The organism is Burkholderia sp. Bp9142 (genome assembly GCF_003853415.1).
Taxonomy (GTDB): Bacteria; Pseudomonadota; Gammaproteobacteria; order Burkholderiales; family Burkholderiaceae; genus Burkholderia.
The window spans coordinates 55,914-73,775 of sequence record NZ_QTPP01000030.1; the positions used below are offsets into that span (position 1 = coordinate 55,914).

A 17,862-nucleotide genomic window follows, 5' to 3' on the forward strand; every position below is an offset into this window, starting at 1 on the left:
GCGACGCGTTCAATCCGCCGCGAGCGTCGCGGCCAGTGCGTCGAACTCCGGCGCCCACGCCGCGCGCCACGCGGCCTTCGTCTGGTCGTCGACCCACGCGCCGTCGATCCCGTTCAGCATGAATTGCTTCAGGTCGGCGACCGTGAAGCCGAAATGGCTGAACATCAGCTCCCACGCCTCGGACGGATTCACCTTGTGCAGCGTCGGATCGTCGGTGTTCGGATGGATCTTCAGCCCGAGGCCCGGCATCTTGCGCATCGGATGCCGCTCCGCCCATTGCTCTGGCGGCAGCGTGCGGAGGTAGTACGAATTCGTCGGCACGACCGTGAAGACGATCCCGCGTTCCGCATAGCGCGCGCACAGCTCGGGGTTGTCGACGATTGTGTAGCCGTGGTCGACGCGATCGACGTGCAGCAGATCGACGGCCGTCTCCACGTTGCGCCACGGCATCCCGAACTCGCCCGCGTGCGCGGTGGTGCGGAACCCGGCCGCACGCGCGTCGCGATACGCCTTCCAGAACAGTTCCGGCGGCCGGTCGTTCTCGCGATAGTCGATCCCGATCCCCGCGACTTCGTCCGCGCGATGCGCCTTCATCCAGTCGACGATCGCGACCGCTTCGTCCGGATCCTGCTCGCGGTCGATGCTCGGAATCAGGCTGGCGCCGATCCCGAAGTCGCGCGCGGCATCGCGAATCGCCGTGACGATCGCGGCTTGCGCATCCGCATACGGAATGCCCGACACGCGCACCGTGCCCGTCGGATTCCAGAAGAATTCCGCATGCCGGACGTTGTGCGCGGCCGCATCCTCGAGATACTCGTACGCGATCCGCCGCAGGTCGTCGGGCCGCGTGAGCAGGAATTTGTCGAGCGCACGCAGCACGTGCAGCACGCCGACCGGCTTTTCGCCGCGCGCATAGAACGCGTCGATCTCCGCGCGCTCGATCGGCGCGCCGCTGCGCTCCGCGAGCGCGACGAACGTGTCGTGCCGCACCGCGCCGAGCAGGTGGCAATGCAGCTCGACCTTCGGCAGCGCGTGGAAGAAAGCCCGATGGACGGGCGTGATCTCGATGCCCGTGCGCGCGGCCGGGACGTTGCCTGGTGTTCCCTTCATTTCAGTCTCTTGTGCGGTAGTGTCGATGCGTCGCGAAAGCCGTCGCTCAGTGCGGCTTCACGACGGTCCAGAAGTAATAGCCGAGCGGCAGCGCGAGCACGACGAGCCCCCACGACACGTCGCGCCGGCGGCCGGCCAGCAGCTTGACGAGCACGTAGCACAGCAGCCCGCCGGCAATGCCGGTGCCGAAGCTGTTCGACATCAGCGTGAGCAGCACCATCGACATCACGGGCAGTGCATCGGTGAAGTCGTCGAAATGCGTATGACGGATCGTCGCGAACATCGACAGCCCGATCAGGATCAGCGCCGGCGCGGTCGCCTCCTTCGGGATCGCGAGCGCGACCGGCACGAACAGCAGCATCGCGGCGAACAGCACGGCCGCGGCCAGCGACGACAGCCCGCTGCGGCCGCCGGCCTCGACGCCCGCCGCCGATTCGATCAGCGCGGTCAACGCGGGAATGCCGAACACGGGGCCGAGCGTCGCGGCGAGCGAGTCGACCAGGAACGGCCGGTTGATGTTCGGCAGGTTCCCCTGTTCGTCGAGCAGGTTCGCCTTCGCGCCGACCGCGAGCGCGGTGCCAAGGGTCGAGAAGAATTCCGCCGCGAAGAACGCGAACAGGTACGGCGCGGCCGCGAGGGTCAGCGCGCTGCGGATGTCGAGCTTGAACGCGATCGGCGCGATGCCGTGCGGCAGCGACACGAACGACGCCGGCAAGTGCGTGACGCCGAGCGGCACGCCTGCCGCGGCCGCGACGAGCATCGCGATGAGGATCGCGCCGGGCACCTTGCGCGCCTGCAGCACGATCGCGACCGCGAGGCCGATCAGCGCGACGAGCGCGCCCGGCCGCGAGAAGTCGCCGAGCGCGAATGCGTTGGTCTTCGCGTTCGCGACGACCATCCCCGCATTGCGCAGCCCGAGCATCGTCACGAACAGGCCGATCGACGCGCCGAGCCCGAGCTTGATCTGCACCGGAATCAGCCGCATCACGACACCGCGCGCGCCGAAGATCGTCAGCAGGAAGAACAGCACGCCCGACACGCACGCGATGCCGAGGCCCGTCTGCCAGCCGACGTGTTCCGTCGTCGCGAGCGTCACGCCGACGATCACCGAGCCGCCGATGCCGGGGCCGACGAGGAACGGCAGGTTCGCATAAAGCCCCATCAGCGTGGTGAACAGCACGAACACGATGATCGTCGCGGTCGTCGCCGCGCCGCGCTCCATCCCGCCCGTCGCGAGCAGCGACGGGATCACGACGAGCAGGTACGCGGCCGCAAGAAACGACGTGATGCCCGCGATCGCCTCGGTGCGCACGCTCGTGCCGCGCGCCGCGAGCGCGAAGCGCCGTTCGAGCCAGTGGGCCGGCGTGCGCGCCGGCATCGTGTCAGTCGCTGACATGGTGATTCTCCTGTGATTCCGATTATTGTCCTGTGCCGGCTCGCGCGGCGCGGTCTTATACTGCCGCGTACCGCCTCCCGACCTTACCGTTCCGATGTCGTCCGATCGCTCGTCGCTGCTGCCCGCACTCACGTTGCGGCAGGTCCAGCACTTCGTCGTCCTTGCGCATGTGCGCAGCTTCACGCGGGCCGCGCAGGCGCTGTCGCTCACGCAGCCCGCGCTCACGGCGTCGATCCGCCAGATCGAGTTCCTGCTCGGCGGGCGCCTGTTCGCGCGCTCCGCGCACCGGCTCACGCTGACCACCGCCGGCGAGGCCGTGCTGCCGCTCGCCGAACGTCTGCTGAACCAGGCGCGCGGCACCTTCGACGACATGACGCGGCTGATCGGCGAACGCATCCAGACCGTGCGGATCGCCTTCATCCCGTCGGTCGCTGGCCGCCTGTTGCCCGCGCTCAACGCGCTGCGCGGCACGCATCCGGCGCTGCGCTTCACGCTCACCGACTTGCCCAACAGCGCACTCGTCGAAGCCGTGCGCGACAGCGTCGCGGATCTCGGCATCGGCGTGCGCGAGCCCGACGGCGACGACGGCACGCTGCGCTACCAGCAGCTCTTCGAGGACGAGATCGTGATCGTCGTGCGGCGTGACGATCCGCTCGCGGGCGCGAAGAGCGTGACGTGGGCGAAGCTCGTCGATCGCGAGCTGGCCGTGTTCGTGCGCGGCAGCGTCAGCGAATCGCTGCATCGCACCGGCGGCGCAGAGCGGCTGCGCCTGAACGTCGCGTACCGGATGGAGTACACCGAGCCGCTGTACGCGCTCGCGCGCAACGGTCTCGCGACCGCCGTGCTGCCGAGCCTCTACACGATGCATCTGCACGATCCCGAACTCGTCGCGCTGCGCGTCGAGAAACCGCGCGTCACGCGCGCGATCTCGCTGATCTCGCTCGCCGCCGACGATCGCGGCCCGCACGTGCGCACCTGCCGCGAGTGGATCGCGAAGCACATCTGATCCGGTTCGCCGCACGGCACGTCGCGTCGTTCAGGGCAGCTTCGCGATGCGCTCGACGAGCGTCGTGTAGAAGCGGTCCGCATCGACCTCGTTGATCCACGTCGCGTTCGCCGCCCGGCCACTGCGCCCGTTCCAGTCGACCACCGTCTCGCCGAGCGTCCACTGCCCGGTCGTCTCCACCACGACGTTCACCTTGCGACCGGTGAACAGCGTCGGATCGACGAGATAGCCGACTGCCGTCGGGTCGTACATCGGTGCGTCGTCGACACCACGACGCTTCTTGTTGTACGCGAGCTCGGCGTCCATGATGTCGGCGACGATCGCGCCGCAGCGGTTGCCGAGCGCGCGGAACGGCGCGACGCGCGCCGGCGTGATCGGCGCCTTCACCGCGACGTCGCGCGGCAGCACGACGATCGGCACGCCACTGCCGAACACGACTTCGGCCGCCTGCGGATCGACATAGATGTTGAATTCGGCGGCCGGCGTGATGTTGCCGCGCTCGAAGAACGCGCCGCCCATCAGCACGATTTCGCGCAACGCGCCGCGGGTCTGCGGTGCCTCGACCAGCGCGGTCGCGATGTTCGTCAGCGGGCCGAGCGCACACAGCGTCACGCTATTCGGCGCTGCCCGGCTCAGCGTATCGACGAGATACGACACCGCGTGGCCGGGCGCGAGCGGCGCGCGCGGGTCGTGCAGCGCGACGCCTTCGAGGCCGGTCTTGCCGTGCACGTTCGCGGCCGTCACGAGCTCGCGCACGAGCGGGCGCGGGCAGCCCGCGTAGACCGGCAGCGTCTTCGTGCGGCCGGCCCAGTCGCGGATGATCCGCGCATTGCGTTCGGTCAGGTCGAGCGGCACGTTGCCTGCCACGGCGGTCAGCGCGTGCACGTCGAGGCGGTCCTGCGCGCCCAGCGCGAACAGGATCGCGATGGCGTCGTCCTGCCCCGGGTCGGTATCGATGATCACCGTGCGGCGCGCGGCGTCGCCGGCCGCGAACGCGCCCGTTTCGGGCAGCAGCGCGGTGCCGGCCAGCGCGGCGGACAGTTTCAGGAAGGTGCGGCGGGATGCGATCGGATGGGTCATGGTCGGTCGGGCTCAGAAAACGTGCCGGACGCCAAGCGTCGCCATCATCTGGCGCGTGCCGGTCGAGCGTGCGTACGCGAAGATCTGCGCATGGTCCGCGTCGCCAGCCGCCTGCTGCGCAATCACCGTCAGCGCGACGTCGGTGCGTTTCGACAGGAAGTAATCGGCCTGCAGGTTCACCTGGTGCCATTTCGGCCGCTTGTCGATCACGTCGTACTTGCCGTTCGTGAACGCATACGCGGCGCCGAGAAAGAGCTGCGGCGTCATCGTGTAGACGACGTTCACGCCGAGGTTCTGCAAGTGCAGGTGCGAATTGTCGAGGTAATCGTAGCGCACGTCGGTGAACATCGCCGCGAACTGCGCGCGGCCGATCGTATAGAAGCCGCCCGTGCCCGCGATCCGCTGCCGGCTGGCATAAGCCGCCGGCGTCATCGCGCTCTTGCTGAAGATCAGCAGCGGCGACGCATAGTCGTTCGCGATCGCGCCGTCCTGGTTCGTCGCGCTGTACGGGTGGTTGTACTGCGCGTAGACCGCGCTCCAGCGCAGCGGGCCACGCTCGTAGCCGAGGCCGAAGCTGTATGCGCTGTTGTTCGCGAAGCCCGTCGCATTGCTGAAGCCGTACAGCGCCGTGAACTTCAGCCCGTAGTAGACGGGGCTCACGTACTTCACCGAGTTCTGCACGCGGATGTCGTTGTAGCCGTTGTCGTTGTCGCCGATGTTCACGCCGTTGCTCGCGATGATCACGGGCCCGATGTAGTCGTGGATCGCGTCGTACTGGCGGCCGAAGGTCAGCGACCCGTAGGTGCGGTCGGCGAGGCCGACGTAGGCCATGCGCCCGAACTCGCGGCCGTTCTGCGCGGCCGTGCCCGTCATCACGTTGAAGCCGTTCTCGAGCTGGAAGATCGCCGACAGCCCCTGCCCGAGGTCCTCCTTGCCCTTCAGCCCCCAGCGCGGGTTCTGGTTCGTGCCGGACAGCGCCTGCCAGGCGTTCTTGCCGCCCTGGTTGGTCGCGTACCCGACGCCGGCCGAGATGAGACCGTACAGCGTGATGCTGCCTTGCGCACCGGCATGGGTCGCGAAGGCGCCGAGCATCGCGAGCGGAGCGAGCTTGTAGAGAGTTTTCATGCGGGTCGTGTGGTCGATGGTGGCCCAGGCGCGGCAGGGTTCCGCGAAACTGGACGCCACTATACGAACCGCGGCCGGATAATAAAAGTTTGCTTTTCTTATGTCTCAATAAAACGAATTTATTCTCATCCTTGCGTCTCCCGCGCTGACGGACCGGCTGCCGTCAGTCCGCCGTGTCGCCGCTCTTCGGCAGCTTCGACCATGCGTTGCGTCCCGGCGCCGGCGACCAGGCCGGACGCGTCTTGCGCGCGCTGTCGATCACGACCAGGTAGCGGCCGGCGATCGGCGTGATGTCGCGATCGTGGCGCAGCACCCAGAGCGACTTGCCGGCTTCGACGCGTGCCTGATAGTCGTCGTCGAGAATGCCGTGCCGGTCGAGGAACGTGTTCAGCGAAGCCGGGATTCGCACGCAACCTTTCGAGTGCCGGATGCCGAGCAGCGGCTCGAGGCGATCGGGGTCGCTCGCGTGCATCTGGAAGCGCATCGGCGACGTGCCGCCCTTGCCCCAGCCACGCTCACCGTCCACCCAGCCGAAGTCGTAGATGCGCATGTCGCGCTTGCCGTAGCCGCGAATGCCGTTGTCGTTCGTCGTGCCTTCCGCGCGGAAGTCCATGTTGTCGGGCGAATGATGGAACACGCCGAGCGGCGTCACGAAGTGATCGTACTTGCCGGGCCAGCCGGTGCCGACCGGCGACGCACCGATGATCAGCCACGCATTGGCCGGCGTCGCGCGGAAGTAGATGAACAGCGCCTGCACGTTCGGCGCGCGGTCGACCATCGCGACGTACTCGCCGGCCAGGTCGCCGAGGTCCCCATCGGCGAGGGTATTCTGAAGGCGGTCGCCGTACGCGCGCTGTTCGTTCGCGGGCACGTTCAGGCGCCGCGTGACTTCCTGCGAGAAGCGCTTGCGCATGTCGATCGCACGCGCGGTCGCGCTCTTCGCTTCCTCGGCGGACAGCGGCGGGTGCCGGCGCGGCGGGGTCGGCACGGGCGCCTCGGCTTCGCTCGCCGGCGTGCCGGAAGCGGCCGATGCGGGCGATGCGGGCGATGCAGGTGATGCAGCCGACGCCGGCGATGCAGTGGACGCGGCGGAAGCCCCCGATGCCCCGCTGGCCGGCCACGCATGATGCGCGGCGGATGCCGCGGATGACGGCGCTGCCCCCGCCGGCACATGCGCGGGCGAAGCCGGATGCGCGGGCGATACAGTTGATGAGGATGACGTAGCAGTGGACGACGGCACGTCGGACGCGGCAAAGGCTGGCCGCTCGACAAGCACGGAGATCGGGAGAGCGGCCGCGAGCCACACGGATGCGGCAGCTGCGAGGATACGGCGACGCGGCTTGGGAACCCGCCGCGCCTGGTCGGAAAACGTCATGCGATCGAAGCCATCGGCAAAGCCAGCCGCCGCACGTTGCGAACGGCGCATCTTCCGCACGAGCCATCGATACGCCGAAGGCACGCGTGAGCCCGGCGCCGACGCCTCTTCGCGGTGGATCCGTTCGCAGTGCAATGCGTTGGGTCCGATGGCGGCTAATGAGTCGTCAGATCTTTCATTCTACCCGCGCGGACAACGATCGGCAGGGCCGAACCGCCGGTTTTGCGGCGGTTTTGCGCTTCGTCACGCCTTGTTTCAACTCGTTGCCGCTTGCTTCGCCGCCGCATGGCAGACTGTTTCGTTGGACATTCCCGGCAACATCACACTGCGGCAATGCGCCCGCATGCCGCACGCGGCACACGAGCGCGCCACCACCGCCTACTTCGAAATGGTTTCGAGCGCGATGCCTTTCGTGCGCGGCCCCATGAAGCCGATCGCGGCCATCACGATCATCATCGCGCCGGCGATGAACGAGAACACGCCGAACGTGCCGAAGCCCTTCAGCACCGCCGCGATCACGAATGACGAGAAGATCGCCGAGAAGCGGCTCCACGAATAGACGAAGCCTACCGCGCGCGCGCGGATCGACGTCGGGAACAGTTCGGCCTGGTACGCATGGTAGCTGTACGACATGATGTTGCTCGCGAGCGTGAGACCGATGCCGAGCACGATCAGGAACGCACCCGCCGTCGTCTGGCTGAACAGCAGCCCGCAGACGACGATCGCCGCCGCCATCGCGACGATCACCGACTTGCGCTCGAAGCGGTCGGCGATCACGAGGCCGATCAGCGGACCGAGCGGCGCCGCGAGCGCGATCACGCTCGAATACATGAGGCTCGACGTGACCGTGATGCCCTGCTTGATCAGCAGCGTCGGCACCCAGTTCGCGAAGCCGTAGAAGCCGACCGTCTGGAACACGTTGAAGATCGTCATCATGATCGTGCGGCTGCGATACGGCGGCACCCACATGTCGCGGAAGCTGCCGCGCGGCGGCACGGGCTCGGCCGGCGCGGGCGGCGGCAGCGGCCGGCCGTATTCGGCTTCGACCTTCGCCTCGAGCAGGCGCATGATGCGGTCGGCTTCGTCGACGCGGCCCTGCTGCGCGAGCCAGCGCGGGCTTTCGGGCAATGCGCGGCGAATCCACCACACGAACAGCGCGCCGTGCGCACCGATCAGCACGACCCAGCGCCAGCCGTCGAGGCCGAGCGGCGCGTGCGGCACGAGCAGGTACGCGAGGAACGCGACCACCGGCACCGCGACGAACCCGACCGCCTGCTCGCACGCGAACGCGCGGCCGCGGATCTGCTTCGGCACGAGTTCGGAGATATACGTGCCGATCGTGACCATCTCGACGCCGAGGCCGAGACCGACGACGAAGCGCCAGAAGTTCAGCCCGCCTGCCGTGTCCTGGAACGCCATCACGACGTTGGCGGCCGTGTACCACAGCAGCGACCACGTGAAGATCGCGCGGCGGCCGAAGCGGTCCGCGAGGAAGCCGCATGCGATCGTGCCGATGAAGAGGCCGGCGAACAGCGCGGCGATGAAGCTCGCGACGCCCGTGGTGCCGAACAGGCCGTGCGTCGTCGCGGACAGGATCCCGCTTTTCACGAGGCCCGGCGCGACGTAGCCGCTGTACAGCAGATCGTAGAGTTCGAAGAAGAAGCCGAGGCTCAGCAGCACGACGAGTTTCCAGACGCTGCGGGTCGGCGGCAGGCGGTCGAGGCGGGCCGATATCGAGCCGGCGTCGATGGAAGAGGACGAGGCGGCTGCCTGTGGAAAGCTGTCCGTTGAGACCATCGTGGTCGTGTCTCCTGATCGTGTCGTGTGTTGTTGTCCGGCGGCAGCGGGCCGCCGTCGGGCGATTCGCTGCATTGTACCGGCACGCCGCGCGGGCCGCGTCACGTGGCGAACCGGTTCGGATAGCCCGTTTTCACGCCGGACAATGTGTAAATTGCGTAACCGTCTGTCGGATCCGCCAGGTTCGCCGGCATCGCGAGAGACCGCTGTCCAACCGCGGCCGCAACCGGCACGGCCCCGTCGGCAAGGGCACACCGGGCCATCGCGAGCCCGCGCGGGCAACCCGGTGCGCGGCGGGCAGGCGCGCAATCGGCGTCACCGCGGTCGCCATGCCCCGGTAACATGCTACCGGGTCAACTCCCGGCTTCCGGCCGCCTTTCGGCGCCCGGCATTGTCGGCAAAACGTAAGCATTCCATGTCCATGCAACGACTATCCACGTACGCACGCCGGATCGCGCTGTTCGCACTGCTGCAGTTCGCGGCGCTCGCGACCGCGTCGGCGTTTCCGGCTGCCGCCTCCGCGCCGACCGCGAGCGGCGTCGGCGTCCCGGTGCCGACCATTTCGCTGAGCGACGCGGTGGCGCAGCTCAAGCAGATGCAGGGGCAACAGGACCGCATCAAGCAGCAGACGTCGAACGCGACCAACAGCAAGGAGCTCGACGAACTCGGCGACGCGACCCAGGAACTGAGCGCCGACGTCGACAAGCTGCAGAGCCAGCTCGCACCGCAGCGCACGCAAGTCCAGGCGCAGCTCGACGTGCTCGGCCCGCCGCCGGCCCCGGGCGCATCGCCCGAAACGCCCGCGGTCGCGCAACAGCGGGCGACGCTGAATGCGCGCAAGACGCAAATCGAAGCAGCGCTGAAGCAGGCGGCGGACCAGAAGACCAACCTCGCGAACCTGAACGACCAGTTCGCGAAGCTGCACCGCAGCCTGCTGAAGAATCAGCTCGCGTTCCGTTCGGGCAGCATCTTCGGCGCGCAATTCTGGCTGCCGCTGTTCCACCTGTCACCGGACGATGTCCAGCGGCTCGACGACTTCAACGACGAACTGCGCGACATGCTGCGCTCGTCGTGGACACCGGGACAGCGTGCACTCACCACGCTGCTGATGATCGCCGCGCTCGCTGTCTGGCTCGGCGGCCGCCGCATCCTCGAACGCGGGCTCGCGTGGGTCTGCCTGAACCGCCTGCCGCCCACCCGGCTGCGGCGCAGCGCACTGGCGCTGGCGACGGCGTTCTCGACGCTGCTGGCTACCGCGGTCGCCGTCCAGATCCTCTATCTCGCGCTCGCCCGCCACTACGCGCTCACGCCTTCGATGAGCGATCTGTGGGATCAGTTCGCGAAGCTCGCCGTGACCTGCGCGCTGATCGCCGGCCTCGGCCGCGCGCTGCTCTGCACGAAACATCCGTCGTGGCGGCTGCCGGCGCTCGCCGATCCCGTCGCGCTCGCGATGCGGCCGTTTCCCGGCGTGCTGGCCGCGCTGCTGCTGATGTCCGGCACGCTCGAATCGATCAACCGGATCGTCGATACCAGCCTGTCCGTCACGCTGTTCGGCCGCGGGATCGTCTCGCTCGTCGTCGCGCTGACCGTCGGCGCGTCGCTGTTGCGCGCGAACCGCGAGCGCGCCGCGCTCGCGGCCGCCGGCGAATCGCCCGAGCAACGCTCGACGCTCGCGGGTCTGATCCATGCCGGCGTCACGCTGGCGATTATCGTGTCGCTGATCGCGCTCGTGATCGGCTACATCACGGTCGCGCGGTTCATCACCTACGAACTCGTGTGGTTCGAGCTGGTCCTGTGCAGCATCTACATCCTGACGCAACTGACGCGCGACGCGAGCGAAAGCCTGTTCTCCGCGAACCTGTCGACCGGCCAGCAGATCAAGCACCTGTTCGCGCTCGACGACAAGCATCTCGAACAGGCGCACACCGTCGTGTCCGGCCTGGGCACGAGCCTGCTGATGCTGGTCGCGGCCATCGCGCTGCTGACGGGCGGTTTCGGCACGACGCCGAGCGACCTGCTCGACAGCGCGATCGCGATGATCGGCGGCCAGCGGCTGCAGAGCCTGAACATCATGCCCGACCGGATCATGAACGCGGCAATCGGGTTCGCGATCGGCTTCTACCTGCTGCGCTCGGTGCGCCGCTGGCTCGACAACGAGTTCATGCCGGCGCTCGGCATGGACGCGGGGATGCGCGTATCGCTGGTCACGCTGTTCGCCAACGTCGGCTACGTGCTGCTCGTGCTGATGACGCTGGGGCTGCTTGGCGTCAAGTGGAGCAACCTCGCGTGGATCGTCAGCGCGCTGTCGGTCGGTATCGGTTTCGGCCTGCAGGAGATCGTGAAGAACTTCGTGTCGGGGCTGATCCTGCTGACCGAGCGGCCGGTGAAGGTCGGCGACATGGTCAGCATCGCGGGCGTCGAAGGCGACATCCGCCGCATCAACGTGCGCGCGACCGAGATCCAGCTCACCGACCGCTCGACCGTGATCGTGCCGAACTCGCAGCTGATCTCGCAGAACGTGCGCAACGTGACGATGGGCAACAGCACGCAAGGCGTCGCGACGCTGATGCTGACGTTCCCGCTGAACACCGACCCCGAGCAGGTGCGCGACCTGCTGCTCGATGCGTATCTCGAACACCCGGCGATTCTCGACAAGCCGGCGCCGTCGGTCACGTTCAGCCAGCTGACACCGGAAGGGATCACGCTGAGCGTGACGGGCTACGTGGCGAGCCCGCGGATCGCGAGCACGACGAAGAGCGACCTGCTGTTCGAGATCCTGAAGCAGTTGCGCGCGGCGCAGATCACGCTGTCGACACCGCAGATGCTGGTCGTGCAGAACCTGCCGGCGGGCGACGGTTCGACGCGACATGAACCGTAAGTGAGTCATTGAGCGTGCGGTCGCTCCGATCGATCATCGCGGCGCCCGCAGCGCCGGAAACGACAAGGGCCGGTTACCGCTTCCGCGGCAACCGGCCCTGTTCATTCGACCGTCAAGGCGCCCTCCCGGGCGCCCCGCATCACACGTCGAACTTCACCCCTTGCGCCAGCGGCAGCTGACGGCTGTAGTTGATCGTGTTCGTCGCACGGCGCATGTACGCCTTCCACGCGTCCGAACCCGACTCACGGCCGCCGCCCGTTTCCTTCTCGCCGCCGAACGCGCCGCCGATCTCCGCGCCGCTCGTGCCGATGTTCACGTTGACGATCCCGCAATCGCTGCCCGCCGCCGACATGAACTGCTCGGCCTCGCGCATGTCGTTCGTGAAGATTGCCGACGACAGGCCTTGCGGCACTGCGTTGTGCACGTCGATCGCGTCTTCGAAGTCGTCGTAGACCATCACGTAGAGAATCGGCGCGAACGTCTCGCGCTCGACCACCGCCGATTGCTTCGGCATCCGCACGATCGCCGGACGCACGTAGTAAGCATCCGCGTGGCCGACGTCGACGCGCTCGCCGCCCTTCACTTCGCCGCCCTGCTCGCGCGCATCGGCCAGCGCTTTCTGCATCGCGTCGAACGACGCACGGTCGACCAGCGGACCGACGAGCGTGCCTTCCTCGAGCGGGCTGCCGACCTTCACCGACACATAGGCCTTCTCGATGCGCGGCAGCAGTTGCTCGACCAGGCTGCGATGCACGATCAGGCGGCGCAGCGTCGTGCAGCGCTGGCCGGCCGTGCCGACCGCCGCGAACGTGACCGCGCGCACCACGAGGTCGAGGTCGGCGCTCGGCGCGACGATCATCCCGTTGTTGCCGCCGAGCTCGAGGATGCCGCGCGCAAGACGCTGGCTCAGCACCTTCGCGACTTCCTGGCCCATCCGCACGCTGCCCGTCGCGCTGACGACCGGCACCTTCCTCGACGACGTCAGCACCTCGCCGACATCGCGCATGCCGAGCACCAGCTGGCTCAGGCCCTTCGGCGCGACGCCCGGATGGGTCTTCTCGAATTCGCGGATCGCCTTCTCGAGCAGCACGTGGCAGGCAATCGCGGTGAGCGGCGTCTTCTCCGACGGCTTCCACACGACCGAATCGCCGCATACGAACGCGAGCGCCGCATTCCACGCCCACACCGCGACCGGGAAGTTGAACGCCGAGATCACGCCGCACACGCCGATCGGGTGCCACGTCTCCATCATCCGGTGGCCCGGGCGCTCGGACGCGATCGTCAGGCCGTAAAGCTGGCGCGACAGGCCGACCGCGAAATCGCAGATGTCGATCATTTCCTGCACTTCGCCGAGCCCTTCCGACGTGATCTTGCCGGCTTCGAGCGTGACGAGGCGGCCCAGCTCGGCCTTGTGCTCACGCAGCACGTTGCCGAACACGCGCACGAGTTCGCCGCGCACCGGCGCCGGCACCGTGCGCCACTTGAGGAATGCGTCGTGCGCGGCGTCGATCTTGCGCTCGGCGTCGGCGGGCGAGTCGACCGCCAGCGTCGCGAGCGTCGCGCCGTCGAGCGGCGAACGCGCGGTCAGCGCAGTGCCTTTCCACTGGGCGAGATCGATGTCGAGCGCGGCAAGAATGTCGTTGAATTGCATCACTTCCTCTTCAGGGACAGATTGATCGGTGCGGCGGCGACGCCGCCCGCGTGATTCGATTGGAGCGCGTTCGCGCGCCTTGTGCAAGCGGATGCGCAGCTCGGCAGGCCCGGTGCGCCGCGCCGCCACCGGAAATCCGGCCGGACGGCGCGCCCCCGCCTCGCGAGGCAGGATCCATGAGACACATTGTCGGTGGCCGCAAGCCGGGCCGCTATTGATATTAACTCACGACTTCATTCCCAAAACGCAACACCGGGGCAGGACGAATCCGCCCGTTTCGGCACGGGTATCGGACGTGTCCAGGGCCGATGGCCGGGCCGCCGCGCCGGTTGCGGCGCGCTGCAACTTGATGACAAAGCCGCATCACCCAGTGCGGAAATATCGTTTGCCGACCATGCGGCGGCCCCACACAATCGGGGCGGCGTCGAGGTGCACCGCACCCGGCGCACCGACGGCCGCCAGCAGCGGCCGGACGACAGACGAAGGCGACACGCGTCGCGGCCCGGCCGATCGCGGCCCGCCCGATCCGGATCGGGCCCGCGAAGCATCGCCGCTGCCCGGCTGGCGGCCGGCGACGCATCGCACTTCGTAGCCAAAAAACAATCCCGGAGACAGCGCCCAGCACCCGCCATGCATCCAGATGCCCGCCCCGACTCGCCCCGTCCGTCCGGCCCGCCGCCCGCGAAGCCGTCCCTCCACCGTGCGCTGCAGGCACGCCATCTGCGTATGATCGCGATCGGCGGCTCGATCGGCACGGGCCTGTTCGTCGCGTCCGGCGCGTCGATCTCGCAGGCCGGCCCCGGCGGCGCGATGCTCGCGTACATGCTGATCGGCCTGATGGTCTACTTCCTGATGACGAGCCTCGGCGAAATGGCCGCGTTCATGCCGGTGTCGGGCTCGTTCGCGACCTACGGCGCGAAATTCGTCGACGAAGGCTTCGGCTTCGCGCTCGGCTGGAACTACTGGTACAGCTGGGCCGTGACGCTCGCCGTCGAACTCGTCGCCGCGCAGCTCGTGATGCACTACTGGTTTCCGCACGTGCCGGGCGTCTGGTGGAGCGCGATCTTCCTCACGCTGATCTTCGCGCTCAACGCACTGTCGGTGCGCGGCTTCGGCGAAGCCGAATACTGGTTCGCGCTGATCAAGGTGCTGACGGTCCTCGCGTTCGTCGGCGTCGGCCTGCTGATGATCTTCGGCATCATGCAGGGCGGCCCGAGCGCGGGCTGGGCCAACTTCACGATCGGCGACGCGCCGTTCGCGGGCGGCTGGGCAACGATGCTCGGCGTTGCGATGATCGCGGGCTTCTCGTTCCAGGGCACCGAAATGATCGGCGTCGCGGCCGGCGAATCGGAGAACCCGCGCACGACGATCCCGCGCGCGGTCAGCCAGATCTTCTGGCGGATCCTGCTGTTCTACGTGTTCGCGATCTTCGTGATCGGCGTGCTGATTCCGTACACCGACCCGAGCCTGTTGAAAAGCGACGTGACCGACATCGGCGTGAGCCCGTTCACGCTCGTGTTCCGCCACGCGGGCCTCGCGTTCGCGGCCGGCGTGATGAACGCGGTGATCCTGACGGCCGTGCTGTCGGCCGGCAACTCGGGCATGTACGCGTCGACGCGGATGCTCTACAACCTCGCGGTCGAAGGCCGCGCGCCGAAGCTGTTCGCGAAGCTGTCGCCCGGCGGCGTGCCGCGCAACGCGCTGTACGCGACGACCGCCGTCGGCGCGCTGTGCTTCCTCACGTCGCTGTATGGCGACAAAACCGTCTACCTGTGGCTGCTGAACACGTCGGGCATGGCTGGCTTCATCACGTGGCTCGGCATCGCGGTCAGCCACTACCGGTTCCGCAAGGGGTTCCTGAAGCAGGGCTATCGGCTCGACCAGTTGCCGTACCGGTCGAAGTGGTTCCCGTTCGGCCCGCTGTTCGCGTTCGCGTTGTGCGCGATCGTCGCGCTCGGCCAGGACTACCAGGCGTTCCTCGCCGACAGGATCGACTGGGCCGGCATCGCCGCGACCTACATCGGCCTGCCGTTCTTCCTCGTGATCTGGCTCGGCTACGCGCTGGTGCGCAAATGCCGCCTCGTACGCCACGAGGACATGGAGATCGCGCCGTGGATCGCGCGCAACGCGGCGCCCGACGCCACGGAGAAGGCCGACGCCGGCTATCCGGCCTACGTCGCCAGCCCGGCCAACCCGACGCCGGGCGCCTGATGCGCGACCGCGCCGGCCGCCGCCCGGCCGCGGCGGCCGGCGCGCTGAAAACCCCATTCGACGCGGCGCGCGCGTTCAGGCAAGATCGACGCGCGACGCCCGCTTTTCCGCCGTTACGAGTCACCGAAAACGCATGCAGAACTTCTACGAAGCCACCGTTACCCGCCAGCCCTACCCGCAACTGACCGGCACGATCGACACGCAGGTCTGCATCGTCGGCGGCGGCCTCGCCGGCCTGTGCACGGCGCTCGGTCTCGTCGAGCGCGGCGTGCGGGATGTCGTCGTGCTCGACAGCGAACGGGTCGGCTTCGGCGCATCGGGCCGCAACGGCGGGTTCGTGTTCGGCGGCTACAGCCTCGACAACGCGGACCTGCTGCGCACGCTCGGCCGCGACGAGGGCCGTCGCCTGTACCGGCTCACCGTCGATGCGGTCGACCTGATCCGCGCGCGGATTGCCCGCTACGGAATCGACTGCGACATCGTCGACGAGGGCGTGATGCTCGCGAACTGGTTCGACGATCCGTCGCGGCTCGACGGCGTGCGCACGCTGATGAAGCAGGAATTCAACGTCGACTGGGAACCGGTCGCGACCGACGCGCTGCGCGCGCGGCTGAAGACGCCGCGCTATTACGGCGGCCTGTTCGAGCCGAACGCGTTTCACTTCCATCCGCTCAAGTACGTGCTCGGCGTCGCGGCGGCCGCGTCGCGCGGCGGCGCACGCGTGTACGAACGCTCGGCCGCGCTCGGCATCGCGCGCGAAGGCGCCGGCTACGTCGTGCGCACGGCGCAGGGCACGGTGCGCGCGAAGGACGTCGTGTTCGCCGGCGGCGGCTATGCGCGCGGCGTGTCGCCGCGCATCGAGCGCGCGGTGCTGCCGATCGCGACCTACGTGATCGCGACCGAACCGCTCGGCACGCGCCTGCCGGACGCGATCGATGCGCCGTATGCGATCTACGACACGCGTTTCGCGTTCGACTACTACCGCCCGCTGAAGGACACGCGGATTCTGTGGGGCGGCCGGATCTCGGTGCTGGACCGCGGCCCCGACGCGATCGCACGGCTGCTGCGGCGCGACCTGCTGCGCGTGTATCCGCAACTCGACGGCGTGAAGGTCGACTACGCGTGGGGCGGGCTGATGAGCTACGCGCGGCACAAGATGCCGCAGATCGGGCGCGACGCAGACGGCGTGTGGCATGCGATCGCGTTCGGCGGCCACGGGATGGCCCCCACCACCGTCGCGGGCGAAGCGCTCGCCGCCGCGCTGGCCGGGGAGCGGCCCGTGCCGGAAGGCTTCGCCGCGTTCGGTCTCACACGCACGTTCGGGCTCGCGGGCCTCGCCGCCGCGCAGCTCACATACACCGCGTACCAGGCCCGCGACGCACTCGCGTCGTGCCGGCGCTGAACGCCGGCGGCGGCGGCCGAAACCGCGCTGCCGATTAGAGCGGAAGGTCGGCGGGACGGGGATTTCCCGCATGCTAGAATGGTTTTTTCATGCCGCCGCCAACCCACAACAAAGTCACATGAAAGCTGGAAGCAAGGCCGCCACGTCCGAAAGCCGCGCGCTTGCGACCGATGCGCGGCGCAAATACGATCCCGAGCAAACCAAGCGCAACATCCTCGACGTCGCCACGCAGGAGTTTTCCGCGATGGGCCTCGCCGGTGCGCGCGTCGACGCGATCGCCGAGCGTACGAACACGACGAAGCGAATGCTCTACTACTACTTCGAAAGCAAGGAAGGCCTGTACGAGGCCGTGCTGGAGAAGGTGTACGGCGACATCCGCGCGCTCGAGCAGGAACTGCACGTCGGCGACATGGAGCCGCGCGAAGGCATGCGCCGGCTCGTCGAATTCACGTTCGACTATCACGACAAGCATCGCGACTTCGTCCGCCTCGTGTCGATCGAGAACATCCACGGCGCGAAGTATCTCGAACAACTGAAGTCGTTCAAGAACCGCAACGTCAGCATCATCAAGACGCTCGAGGAACTGCTCGAGCGCGGCGCGGCGAGCGGCGCGTTCCGCCAGGACATCGACGCGTTCGACCTGCACCTGCTGATCAGCTCGTTCTGCTTCCACCGCGTGTCGAACCGCTATACGTTCGGCGCCGCGTTCGGCCGCGATCCGTCGGCGCCGCGGCTGCGCGCGCGGCATCGCGAGACGATCGCCGACTCGGTGCTGCGCTACGTCGCCGCGTAGGCACGGCGCGCGATTCCGCCCGAAGGCCGTCCGGCGAG

General features: G+C 68.1%; 12 protein-coding genes. 5 read left to right on the top strand and 7 right to left on the bottom strand.

Translation table 11 applies throughout. The features are described from left to right. Positions 1 to 9: 9 nt before the first annotated feature. Both add and DIE22_RS27360 read right to left on the bottom strand, forming a co-directional pair. Entirely contained in the window at positions 10 to 1,110 is a 1,101-nt protein-coding gene (add, locus tag DIE22_RS27355; RefSeq protein WP_124494884.1) for an adenosine deaminase, read from the bottom strand. A gap of 46 nt (positions 1,111 to 1,156) precedes the next feature. After that, entirely contained in the window at positions 1,157 to 2,506 is a 1,350-nt protein-coding gene (locus DIE22_RS27360) for an NCS2 family permease (RefSeq protein ID WP_124494882.1), read from the bottom strand. A 94-nt stretch (positions 2,507 to 2,600) separates the two neighbouring features. Between DIE22_RS27360 and DIE22_RS27365 the strand changes: the two genes are divergently transcribed. Next, complete coding sequence (locus DIE22_RS27365) at positions 2,601 to 3,512, top strand: LysR family transcriptional regulator (protein ID WP_124606509.1); 912 nt, start codon at positions 2,601 to 2,603, stop codon at positions 3,510 to 3,512. A gap of 30 nt (positions 3,513 to 3,542) precedes the next feature. Here the strand turns inward: DIE22_RS27365 and DIE22_RS27370 are convergent, their stop codons facing one another. From DIE22_RS27370 to DIE22_RS27385, 4 genes are all read right to left on the bottom strand, one after another. Then, positions 3,543 to 4,592, bottom strand: a complete 1,050-nt coding sequence (locus DIE22_RS27370) for a nucleoside hydrolase (RefSeq protein WP_124494878.1) — start codon at positions 4,590 to 4,592, stop codon at positions 3,543 to 3,545. Positions 4,593 to 4,604: 12 nt separating this feature from the next. After that, positions 4,605 to 5,717: a porin gene (locus tag DIE22_RS27375; protein ID WP_124606510.1), complete on the bottom strand. Its 1,113-nt coding sequence runs from the start codon at positions 5,715 to 5,717 to the stop codon at positions 4,605 to 4,607. A 163-nt stretch (positions 5,718 to 5,880) separates the two neighbouring features. Next, a complete protein-coding gene (locus DIE22_RS27380; RefSeq protein ID WP_124494874.1) occupies positions 5,881 to 7,143 on the bottom strand; it encodes a hypothetical protein in 1,263 nt (420 codons plus the stop codon). Between the two features lie 327 nt (positions 7,144 to 7,470). Then, positions 7,471 to 8,889, bottom strand: coding sequence for an MFS transporter (locus DIE22_RS27385; RefSeq protein WP_124494872.1), 1,419 nt, complete (start codon positions 8,887 to 8,889; stop codon positions 7,471 to 7,473). 415 nt (positions 8,890 to 9,304) lie between these two features. Here DIE22_RS27385 and DIE22_RS27395 point away from each other — a divergent pair, with 415 nt between their 5' ends. Beyond that, positions 9,305 to 11,767 carry a DUF3772 domain-containing protein gene (locus tag DIE22_RS27395; RefSeq protein ID WP_124494868.1) on the top strand — a complete coding sequence of 821 codons (2,463 nt, stop codon included), beginning with the start codon at positions 9,305 to 9,307 and terminating at the stop codon, positions 11,765 to 11,767. A gap of 139 nt (positions 11,768 to 11,906) precedes the next feature. Here the strand turns inward: DIE22_RS27395 and DIE22_RS27400 are convergent, their stop codons facing one another. Then, positions 11,907 to 13,418 (bottom strand): aldehyde dehydrogenase family protein, encoded by a 1,512-nt coding sequence (locus tag DIE22_RS27400; RefSeq protein WP_124494866.1) that lies wholly within the window; start codon positions 13,416 to 13,418, stop codon positions 11,907 to 11,909. Positions 13,419 to 14,048: 630 nt separating this feature from the next. On the opposite strand from DIE22_RS27400, the gene DIE22_RS27405 reads away from it, so the two are divergent. From DIE22_RS27405 to DIE22_RS27415, 3 genes are all read left to right on the top strand, one after another. Continuing rightward, positions 14,049 to 15,629: an amino acid permease gene (locus DIE22_RS27405; RefSeq protein ID WP_124494864.1), complete on the top strand. Its 1,581-nt coding sequence runs from the start codon at positions 14,049 to 14,051 to the stop codon at positions 15,627 to 15,629. 133 nt (positions 15,630 to 15,762) lie between these two features. After that, positions 15,763 to 17,031, top strand: coding sequence for an NAD(P)/FAD-dependent oxidoreductase (locus DIE22_RS27410; protein WP_124494862.1), 1,269 nt, complete (start codon positions 15,763 to 15,765; stop codon positions 17,029 to 17,031). Between the two features lie 118 nt (positions 17,032 to 17,149). Further along, the gene (locus DIE22_RS27415; RefSeq protein ID WP_124494860.1) at positions 17,150 to 17,824 is read left to right on the top strand and encodes a TetR family transcriptional regulator; all 675 of its coding nucleotides are present in this window, start codon (positions 17,150 to 17,152) and stop codon (positions 17,822 to 17,824) included. The last annotated feature ends 38 nt before the right edge of the window (positions 17,825 to 17,862 follow it).